Raw genomic sequence first — 10,975 nt, forward strand, 5'->3', positions numbered from 1 at the left:
GGACAGGGCAGAAAGAAAGTCCGGACAAATAAGCGAATCAGTCTGCATTCTGACGCAGAGGATGCAGGGAAAAGAAATATGCGTAGAAATGAGGTTTATCATGAAATCAAAAGTGAAGAAAAGATGTAAGCAGATGCTTACGGGATTGCTGGCATTATCTATGCTGTGTGGCTTGCTGCCGCAGAATACAGTGAATGTCAGTGCTGCAACAACAGCAAAAACAACGGTATCTTCTTATGGAAGATTAGGAACGGTGGATGTCGGTTCCAAAACGAAATCCGGGACATGGTGGAAGATCAATGTCGGAAGCAAGACGGCATTCTGTCTCAGTCTTGGTAAGACCTGTCATACCGGAAATACCTATCAGGTGACGGATACCCATACATGGAATCAGAATACCGGTGGAGAAAAACATGGTTATTATGCAAAGATCATTCGTTTTTATGTGAATGACTGCAACCGTGCAAAGAAAGCCTTTGTACTGGGTCAGGCACTCATATGGGCGGTATCGGAGGGAAATACCTCAGAAGCTAATCTTAAAAATGTGATCAAGCAGGTAAAAGCAAATACCGGCTATTTTCCGAATAAAACCGTGGCAGATCTGTATAAGCAGATCTTTCAGCCGAGCGGTACATGGGAGGCGAAAGCAACCATGTGGGAAAAGACCGGAGCAACCAAAGGCTATCAGAAATTGATTACTGTGGATGCGGAATCATCGAAACTGCCAGGATATAAGACAACAACAGATCACACTTATTACCGTCAGCGTATTACGGTACATAAGCAGGACGAGGATGGAAAGGGACTGGGCGGTATCCAGTTTACTTTGTCTGCCGACAATCTGGATGACCTGTATTCGTTCAATGTGTTTGACCGCAATGGAGACACGACGAGCAATGCAGATGAGGATGATAACACAGAGTTTGAGGTAAGCGGATCTACGACAGATGGAGGAACCGTGGCATGGAGAATGACATACCGTCTGGAAGCTGATGAGATGGCGTATTACACTGACGATACGTTGGCAGCAATGAATGCAGAACAGAAAAAAGCGGCAAAGGAAGCTCTGGAGGATGATGGATATAAACAGGGTGTTCATTTTGGAAAGAACATGACCAAAGCAGAAGCAGATGATCTGATCAAACAGGATCTGAAAGCACAGATGAAAGACATATCCAATGCTTATACTCTGACAGAGAACAGTGTCGGAAATAATAAAAATATCTTTCTGGATCCATCCCTGGCAAAAGGAGTAAAGATCACCTTGAAGGAAGCGAACAGCTGGCAGAAAAATGCAAGCGGAGACTGGCCGGATAAGCTGGTGGAGCATCCAACGCAGTATGAGAAAGCGTATATTACGAATCTGACGAATAAATACAAAAAGGCAACCATTTCGATCGCAAAGAAATCCGGAGGTTCTGCAGATGGCAGTGCTCATGGAGATGCCACTTTAGACGGTGCCGTATTTCAACTGTATGCAGACAAGGAATGTACGCAGAAAGCAACCGTTTATGATGCGGCAGGCAATGCCAAAGCAGCCGGTGTCTATCAGACAAGCGGCGGAAGATTAACAACCGATTATCTCAGAAGCGGTAATACCTATTACCTGAAAGAGATACAAGCCCCGACAGGTTTCTTGTTAAGCGATGAAGTAAAAGAGTTAAAGATCGACGCATCTGCAAAGACGGATGAGTTTACACCGGTTCTTTTTGAAGCAGATTTTTCCAACTCACCGATCAAAGGAAAGATCGCCGTAAAGAAGAAATCTTATGATCCAACCCGAAAAAAATATTATCCGGAGAACAATACAACATTTCAGGTGTATTTGAAATCGAAAGGCAGTTATGAAAAATGTGCCGATGACGAAAGAGCAACGATCAAGACAAATGCGGACGGATATGCTGCAACAGGAGATCTGGTCTATGGAACCTATGTGGTACATCAGATGGATTCCGGAGATGTAGATGCGTATTATGTGGATGATTTTGAGGTACAGATCACAGAGAATGGCAGGGTATATGAGTTTGAAAAGGTCAATGAATTATTCAAGGCTTATTTCAAGATCATCAAGAAAGACAAAAACACTGAGAAAACTGTATTAAAGCCGGGAACCAGTTATCAGATCTATCAGGTAGTAGATGGAAAAGAAGAGCTGGTGACACAGGAATATATGGAAGATGGCGAAACCAAGACGGCAGATACCTTTATCTGTGATGAATCCGGTGAAGTAGTAACAGTGGATTCGCTCTGTTCCGGAACCTATCATATTTATGAGGTAGCTGCTGCAGATGGTATGCATATCAATCATCAGTATGTGGAGGTTGTGGTAAACAGCAAGGCAGACAATTATGAAAGTTACATTGACGAGGATGGATATCATCATGTGACGATCATGCTGGAGTACCTGAATGAAGAGACAAAAGGACGCTTAAATCTCTTAAAGACCGGCGAGGTGTTAAAGGGCTGGGACAACGAGAAGCAGGAGTTCATTTTTGAAGAGATGAAACTGGATGGCGTGGAATTTACACTTTATGCGGATGGAGATATCCTGACACAGGATGGACAGAGCACCGACAATGCCCGTGACACATGGTTCAAGGATGGTGATAAAGTAGCTGTTCTTACAACCGGAAAAGGTGTGGAATTTACTTCGGAATGTGGCGGCATTACCGGTTACACGATGGATGAAGATGGAACCATTCATGTATCGCTTCCATTAGGAAAATACAAGCTGGAGGAAAACAAGACACCTTATGGTTATGTGTATCCGGACACGAAAGAGTGGTCATTAGAGTTTCAGTGGAAGGATGGACAGGATGAATATGTCCTTAACAGCACGGATGTGACGGACGAAAAGGGACTGCTCCATATCAAGAATGATTTTGCCGGCACGAAGCTGGAACTGATTAAGCAGGACGCCAAGACGAAGGAATCCATTGAAGGAGCACAGTTTGGTTTATATTCTAAGCATGATATTTACAACTATGCCGGAGAGAAGATCGTAGATGCCGGTACGCAGCTGGCAACCCTTACTACGACGGAAGACGGAAGTGTGATCTGCGACAAGAAACTGCCGCTTATGAGTGAGCTTTATACAGAGACTGCTTCGGCAGAAACAGCAGGAAGTGATGCAGCGGCAACGGCTACACCAGCAGCAACATCCTTACCGTTTACAGAAGGAAAAGCGGAAGTGATGCCGGGACTGGATCTGGGTGTAACCGCTTCTCCGGCATCAACGAATGGTGCTGCAGCCGTAAAGTTAAATTCCGGGGAGTATTATCTGCAGGAGTTATCTGTATCGGACAGCTACTTTGTAGATACGACACCGATCAATATCCATCTGGAATATAAGGATGCTGAAACCAAGACAATCGAGGCAAAAGCAGTGAAAGAAAATACCCAGACAACCAATGTGGTCAGCAAGGTTGGTGTGACCGGCTCGAAAGAGATTGCCGGCTGTAAGCTGGAGATCACAGATGCAACCGGAAAAAAGATTATCAGCTGGACATCAGGCGATAAGGATTCTGTGAAAGTCTATGTAACAGAGAAAGACGGTTATCAGAATTTTAAGTATTCTTTTGACGAAAAAGGGAATCTTCTTGTGGGAGGATTATTCCGCGACAAGGACTATACATTGAAAGAAACAAGACCTGCAGATGGTTATGTTACAGCAGATGCGATCACCTACCAGATCAAACCGGTGGCAGCATCATCTACAGCAGCCGATACAGAGAACACGGTGGCAAGCGGAAGTGCTGTTACTATCAAACCGGTAAGTGGTTCTGCTGTGTCAGGTGAAGTTGGAGTGTCTTATACATCCGTTGTGTCAATCAAGAAGAAAGACGGAAGCTATGAAGACCATGCCGATGATAAGGTGATCATGGTGGATGAGCAGACACATATCCGGCTTTTGAAACTGGACAAGGTAACAGGACAGGCTCTTGGCGGTGCAAAGTTTGCCATAACGGATTCTAAAGGGAATACGGTGATGAAGTTTGTGACAAAAGATGACGCCTATGATATCACCGGAAAACTGGTGGTTGGAGAGACTTACACCTTTACGGAGACTTGTGCTCCATCCGGTTATCAGTTGGCAAAACCAGTTAAGATTACCATCAAGGATATCGGAAAAGTGCAAACTATAACGGTTAAAGATGCACCAATCCCGGATGTACCGGATACACCACAGACCGGAGGAACCATGCCGATCATTCCGATCGCAGTGGGACTGCTTATGGTGGCTGGTGCTGCGGTGCTGGTATGGAGAAAACGAGGACTGGTAAAAAGAGGAAGTGCAAAATAGTAAAAATATGTGGTGCCAAGAGTGAGAATTTGATATAATTTTGTTGTGGAGTACAAAATTGTTCTCTACAACAAAATGTGTTAAAAACTATTGTAATTAAAACTTGCAAGGCATAGATATTAAATTTTTGCATTTGATAAGGAAAGGAGAAGAGATGAAAGAACTTAAAGTTAGTGATGCGGAAACAAAAGAATTTTTTGTTCATGCATTTTGTGAAGAAAATTTGGTTCCAATTTTAGGGGCAGGTTTTACATGTGGATTAAAAACTAAAAAGGGCGGAGAGGTACCTAGTGGTAAAAAGTTGAAAGAAGATATGATAAAACAAATAGTCAGAAAAAAAGAAGTAAGCGAGGAAGAGTTAAAACATGAATCGTTTACCTCGATTTCAGAGTTTTATCAGCAGACTTTTGCTCATCCTGATAAAGATGGGGTGATTGATTATTATATGACAAATTTTACTGGAATTGAAATTGACAAACCACAACAATTAAAATTTTTGAATGATATAAAATGGCCGTATATTTATACCTTAAATATAGATACGGCTATTGAAGATTCAAAAAAACAAGCATGGGAGGTATTTTATCCAAATAGAAGATTTGATCCAAGAAAAATAAATCCAGATTGTGGTGCGCTTTTTAAAATTCATGGTGATGTAGCGATGTTCTGCAAAAATTTAGATTATAATGAAATGATCCTTACAGAAAGTCAGTATATTGCGAGCCTAGAAAAAAGCAAGCAATTTCACGATTTATTATCAGCAGATTGTGGAAATAAGAATTTACTATATATTGGTTGTAGTCTAGATGATGAAATAGATATTAAATATTCTGTTTTATCAGATAAAAATAAAAATATGAAAAATCGCAATATTTGTGGTATTTATGTTACTTCGGAATGCTTGTCTGAATTTAAAAAAAGCAAATTGGAGAGCTACAATATATCGCATGTTATTCAACTTTCTTCAATTGAAGATTATGAGTATTTCTATGAATTTGTAACTGAGTGTTACGATGAAAGTCAAGCAAAGATAGAGAAAAATATTACTCAATTTTCATATGTTGAGTTAGAAAGATTGAAGAAAAATAAAGAAGAGAACCTAGATTATTTGGCTGATTTATCACCAAATAAAAACAAACTCCCTTTTTATTTTGTACCCACTAAGCAGGCAGAAAAAATAAAGTTTTTGCCAGATAAGATAAATATAATTGTTGGAAGAAGATTTGTTGGAAAAAGTATGTTAGCGCATACTATTCTGGAAGCTAATCCTAATTATCAACGTTTTTTTGTTTCAGAAAAAGAAACCATAACTGAGAACGATATAAAAGAGCTACTTCTTGAAAAAAATTCATTGATTGTTTTTGATAGTCAATCACTTGATGATCGCGGATTTAATAGTTTGCTTTCTAATTTTGATTCTGAAAGAAATAATATAGTGTGTGTATTTTTGAATTCTTTTGATGATGTGGTCAATTTGATAACATTTCATTCAAAAAGTATTAATTATGCAATAAAAGATACATTACGAGGTAAAATGCCACAAGATGATATTTTGGCAATAAATGATAAATTGAATACTCTTGGAATATCGAAGTTTGATCAAAAAAGGAATTTGTTGGATAATACATTGCGAATTGCTAATGTATACAATAGAAAGGTGATTGAAAAATATGTTATTACGGATTTAAACGAACTTACATTGATAATATGGATTTTGGTGAAAAATAAGATATACTATGAGGAATTAGTTGGGCTAGGATTGGCCAAGGATTACAAAAAAATTGTTTCAAAATATATGCCTCTTATTCAAGAGGAAAACTGTAAAAAGGGAGAGTTGCAGAAACATTCACATATAAAAGTCATTTGTAATGGAAAGTTGGGGTTGTTACAAATATTAAGTGCATATATTTATCCACCAGATGGTAGTGAAATTAAGTATCAAAGGATGGAGCAACACCAAAATAAAGTTTGTGAAGCTATATATAAAATATTGTCAAGTTTTAGCAAAATTGACATTGATAATGTAAAAGAGTTTTTGCAATTTGACAAATTGAATGACATTTTCTCTAGAACCTATTCTGCATCATCGATAGGTTCAATGTCAGGGAAAAAGACAAATGGAATTATTAGATCTGGAGCTGCTAATTTCATATATAAAGTATATGAAAATGAAAATATAAAACAGCTTAAAGCCGACGATCCTAATTATTGGTTACAGCGAGCAAAGAGTATTTATATTACTAATTATCGGAGTACTAGTGATAGTTCGAAAGATAAAATTCTTGAAGCAATTGATTGGGCAAAAAAGGCAGAGCAAGATTCAAGAATGAAGATAGATAGTGGTGAAAGTAGATATTTACGTACAGAAAGTAATGCTATTATGCAAATTGCAATGCTTTACGGAAAATATGCAAATATGTGCAAATATATTGATACAAGGATAAATGAATTTGCATTGGAGTATTATTACAAAATGTTTTCTGATACAAATAATATTGAGGCTGCAAAAACATTTTTATACCATAGCAGAGGAAAGCAAGATTTTGAAAAGTTGCTTAATCAGTTAGTGGTAAAACCAGATTCTATTGGAAAGGAATGGGGTGATGAAATGAATTTTCTACTTAATATAGGAATTATAAGGCAGTAGATTGGTTTTTATAACTGATTGGAAAGAGAAATTATGAACCAACAAAATAACATTTCAATCCCAAAAGGAAGAAGAGTATTTTTAAGAAGAATACTTTTCTTCCTTTTTTTGATTTTAGCAGTCATTGCTTTGGTTCTCGGTTTGAACCTGAAAAGATACACGGACCGGGAGAGAAAGCAGGACAATATAGAAAAAGAGATTACCACGGAGAACGAAAAGACGGGTGTACGGAAACTCCACAAAAAGTACAAAGATATGATCGGGTGGCTAGAGATCAAAGGCACCGGCTTTTCTTATCCGGTTATGCAGACAGGTACAAAAGGTCATCATCCGGATGACTGGCAGTATTATCTCCACCGGGATGTGCATGGCGGGTACAGTTTTTATGGGACGCCGTTTCTGGATGTCCGATGCAGGGCAGACAGTGACAACCGTATCATTTACGGTCACAACATCAATGGCAGGAGATACTTTGGCTATCTGCAGAACTTCCGGGAGGAAGCATTTTTTATGAAGCATCCAGTGTTTTTCTTTACGCCGGTGGATGGAAAAGAGGAGAAATACCATATCATATCTGTTCTGGAGACAGACAAATATGCGGATTATTACTCATTCACGGATTATGGCAATGAAGAGGATTATTACGGGATGGTGGAGAAAATCCTAAGTCACAGCAGGTTTGAAAATGAGGCGGCAAAGAAGATGAAAAAAGAAATGGAGGAAAGCGATGCGGAGGCATTCTTTCGGAGATACCGGTTTGTAACGTTTTCAACCTGCCGGACGATGGATGGCAAAGACAAGCGGCTTATGGTGATCGGCTGCAAAAAACGACACAATGATGAAAAAAGAAAGGAAGAAATAGGATGCACAAGGAATTAGAAGTGATGAAACCACGATGCAAAGGACTGTGGGAAAGGTGCAGAGTGGCAGCAATCGTTTTGTATTACCGGCTGCTTACCAGCGCACCGATCCGGGCACTGGCGGCAGAAAAGGGAAAGAGTACTGCGACGGACACCGGTGTCAAGGAAGTGACCGATGGAATTGATGTGATCAAGGAGCTGGTGCTTGGATGTGTTGGCGGTGTCGGTGTAATCTTTCTTGCCTGGGGACTGTTAGACTTTGGTACCGGGTATTCTGCACACGACACAACACAGCAGAGCCAAGCAATCAAAAAGGTGATCGGTGGACTGATCATGGTCGCAGTACCGGCAATTTTAAAGCTGCTTGGTGTTTCGTGAGAATGACAGGGATCCTGAAGGGAGGTGATGCAGGTGGGATTGTGGGATTCCGTAACAGGATTTTTTGAAGATCTGGGAGATTTTTTCAGCGGAAAAGATTTCTTTGAGTGTGCCGGTTATGCATGGAATGACATGATGAAACTGGCAGCGGATGTTTTAACGAAGGATCCTTCTTCCGGCACTTATCAGGATGTCTGGGATAATATATCAACGATCTATACCACCTTAAATGTGATCGCCATATCGCTGTTATGCATTTTCTTTTTGTATGGATTTTGCAGAGACAGCTGTGATCTGCATGCGGATCTGACGTTTGAACGAACAATAAAAATGTTTATCCGGCTGATCATCACATCCAATGTGATGAGTATGGCACTTACCTATATGCCGAAGTTTTTTACATGGGGAAAAAACCTGACATCGGCAATACTGGGAGAAAATAAGCTGTCGATGGTCTATGACTTTGATGGGGCAAAGGTGTATGAGAGGATATCCAGTGCTGATTTTGGAACGATGACCGCATTTTTAACCAGTATCCTGTTTTTTATGTTTACCGTGGTGTGTGGATTTATCGTGGTCATGACAGTGCTGAACCGTATTTTGAAGATTTACATGATCGCTCCGTTTGCCGGTGTGGCATTATCAACGCTGGCGGCAGGAGGACAGACGGCAAATGTTGGTTATTCTTATATCCGAACATTTTTCGGCTATGTGTTTTCGGCACTGCTCATTGCGGTGGTGATCGCCATCAGTGCCAGCTTTATCAATACCGTGGCGATTGATACGGAAAATGCGATCGTGAGACTGTTAGAGTACTGCCTGAAGATGGGAGTGATCTCATCCTCCGTGAAGATGTCGGACAGTGTGATGCAGAAAGCATTTAATTTGTGATGCCGGAGCAGAAACAGAAGATAATGAAGTAATCCGTGGCAACAGTTTAAAACAGGAAACAAGGAGGTAGAAGCTGCAAGCCATACTTTGTGATCAGAGCTTGCAGACGCTTAGTATATGACAAAGACAATCAATCCGGATGTAGCCGCTTTTAAGGATGACTTTTTCAAAGGCTTATCTTTGAGAGAGTGTGTGTTTGGCGGCATTGCATTACTTGCAGGAGCAGGAGGAATCTTACTTCTGCATTTTTATTTTGGTGTAGGGATCAATACAGCCATAACCCTGTGCATGCCGGTGATCGGCATCATCGGTCTGTGTGGCTTTTATCAGAAAAATGGAATGACACTGGTTCAGCTTGTGAGGAGCAGCATACGGCTAATCTTTCAGAAACCGTATGTTTATGAAACCAGTACAATAAATGAACGATCAGAAATGGAGGGTTTAAATGATGGAAGCAAAAGAAGTACAAAAAGAAGAAAACAGAGAAGAAACAATGGTGTTTGATATTGAAATAAAGACGGACAGTGAAAAAAGACTGATGGGATATGCAGCCGCTGTTTCGCAAAGCAGTAAATGATATTCACAGCCGACACAGCAGGTACAGGAGGAGAACAAGAAATGACGAAATATGAAAAAATCTCTGTTCTGGCGAGAGAGACTGCCAAAAGGATCAGTGCCAACAGGGAGGAATGGATCCGATACCTTGATGTTGCGTCAAGGTTGTACAAGTATCCGTTTGAGGATCAGATTCTCATATATGCACAGAGACCGGATGCAACAGCCTGTGCCTCGCTTGAAATGTGGAATGAGAAGATGTTCTGCTGGGTAAACCGGGGAGCAAAGGGAATCGCCCTTCTGGATGGAGAAAGCGAAAGACCGAGGCTGCGGTATGTCTTTGATGTGACGGATGTACACAAAGCAAGAAAGATCGGTAGAGATCCTTTTATATGGCATTTGAGGGAAGAACATAAAGAAGCGGTTCTTGCCGGACTGGAGCATATTTACGGCAGCACCAATGATTCGCTTTCTTTTGAAAGCCGTATTTATGAGATTGCGGCAGGAATAGCGGAAGATTTTTATGAGGAAGCCGTAGATGAAGTGATCGATGCAGCGGCAAACAGTTTTCTGGAGGATCTGGATGGGGATGCGGTTTCCGTACGGTTCCGGGAAATGCTGGTGCAGAGTGTAAGTTATATCGTTTTGAAGCGATGCGGATGTGATATGACAGAGTTTGCCGATGGTCTTACTTTTGATTACATTCATGAGTTTAATACACTCAGAACCTTATCGGTGCTTGGCAGTAGCACTTCAGAACTTTGCAAACCGATGTTAGTACAGATTGGAAGAACGATCGCAAGGTACAACAGAGAGACTGCAAGAAAGCAGATACCGTCAAGAGAACCATTACCAACAAACAATCAGAAAGAAAGGCAGGTGCCGGAACATGAATCTGACATACGAAAGGAACGGGGATTATCTCATTCCCAACCTGATACCGGAGGAGGAGAAAGAAACTTTGACGAAATACGGAGTGCTGCGAAAGAATTATCTGAAAAAACACAGGAGGGGGATTTACACGGGACTTCTTCTGAACGGAGAACTGATGAAACATTGTCTGAAAATACAGGAACAGGCAGAGGAGAGATTCGAGATATTGACCGAGAGATTAGCAGATTCACAGGGCGTGACGGAAGCCATGAAGCAGAAAGATCCGTGGAAGTGGACCAAAGAGATGAACATGGTCTATCAGCAGGCGGAGGAGATCATTCTGAAGGAGCTGATCTACCGGTAACCGAAAGTCGGGGAGACGGTTTCTTATCAGAGCCATCTGACCGATCCGGAGGAAATACTTTATCCGAAGCAGAACTAGAAACTTATGAACCGCCGGCGGACAGT

The 10,975-nt window shown here is 40.9% G+C and carries 7 protein-coding genes; all 7 read left to right on the forward strand.

Annotated elements, in window-relative coordinates; all coding sequences use genetic code 11:
• The first annotated feature begins 100 nt into the window (after positions 1-100).
• The 7 genes from DW019_RS08020 (at position 101) to DW019_RS15455 (ending at position 10,871) form a co-directional block, all read left to right on the forward strand.
• Positions 101-4,303, forward strand: coding sequence for a SpaA isopeptide-forming pilin-related protein (locus DW019_RS08020; protein WP_182431069.1), 4,203 nt, complete (start codon positions 101-103; stop codon positions 4,301-4,303).
• A 154-nt stretch (positions 4,304-4,457) separates the two neighbouring features.
• Positions 4,458-6,950: an SIR2 family protein gene (locus DW019_RS08025; RefSeq protein ID WP_118443043.1), complete on the forward strand. Its 2,493-nt coding sequence runs from the start codon at positions 4,458-4,460 to the stop codon at positions 6,948-6,950.
• 33 nt (positions 6,951-6,983) lie between these two features.
• Positions 6,984-7,829 (forward strand): class B sortase, encoded by an 846-nt coding sequence (locus DW019_RS08030; protein WP_118443044.1) that lies wholly within the window; start codon positions 6,984-6,986, stop codon positions 7,827-7,829.
• Positions 7,814-8,188: a hypothetical protein gene (locus DW019_RS08035; RefSeq protein ID WP_118443045.1), complete on the forward strand. Its 375-nt coding sequence runs from the start codon at positions 7,814-7,816 to the stop codon at positions 8,186-8,188. The genes DW019_RS08030 and DW019_RS08035 overlap by 16 nt, the downstream gene beginning before the upstream one ends.
• Positions 8,189-8,221: 33 nt before the next feature.
• Positions 8,222-9,079, forward strand: a complete 858-nt coding sequence (locus DW019_RS08040; RefSeq protein WP_118443046.1) for a hypothetical protein — start codon at positions 8,222-8,224, stop codon at positions 9,077-9,079.
• Positions 9,080-9,524: 445 nt separating this feature from the next.
• A complete protein-coding gene (locus tag DW019_RS15645) occupies positions 9,525-9,656 on the forward strand; it encodes a hypothetical protein (RefSeq protein ID WP_279217640.1) in 132 nt (43 codons plus the stop codon).
• 867 nt (positions 9,657-10,523) lie between these two features.
• Positions 10,524-10,871 carry a TnpV protein gene (locus DW019_RS15455; RefSeq protein ID WP_243024130.1) on the forward strand — a complete coding sequence of 116 codons (348 nt, stop codon included), beginning with the start codon at positions 10,524-10,526 and terminating at the stop codon, positions 10,869-10,871.
• Positions 10,872-10,975 lie beyond the last annotated feature (104 nt).

The organism is Clostridium sp. AF37-5 (assembly GCF_003477605.1).
Classification (GTDB): domain Bacteria; phylum Bacillota; class Clostridia; order Lachnospirales; family Lachnospiraceae; genus Eubacterium_F.

Bases quoted from the DNA above. Each gene is read 5' to 3' on its own strand.
- DW019_RS08035 (WP_118443045.1), top strand. From the start codon at position 7,814: ATGCACAAGGAATTAGAAGTGATGAAACCACGATGCAAAGGACTGTGG.
- DW019_RS08030 (WP_118443044.1), top strand. From the start codon at position 6,984: ATGAACCAACAAAATAACATTTCAATCCCAAAAGGAAGAAGAGTATTT.
- DW019_RS08020 (WP_182431069.1), top strand. From the start codon at position 101: ATGAAATCAAAAGTGAAGAAAAGATGTAAGCAGATGCTTACGGGATTG.
- DW019_RS15645 (WP_279217640.1), top strand. From the start codon at position 9,525: ATGATGGAAGCAAAAGAAGTACAAAAAGAAGAAAACAGAGAAGAAACA.
- DW019_RS15455 (WP_243024130.1), top strand. From the start codon at position 10,524: ATGAATCTGACATACGAAAGGAACGGGGATTATCTCATTCCCAACCTG.
- DW019_RS08025 (WP_118443043.1), top strand. From the start codon at position 4,458: ATGAAAGAACTTAAAGTTAGTGATGCGGAAACAAAAGAATTTTTTGTT.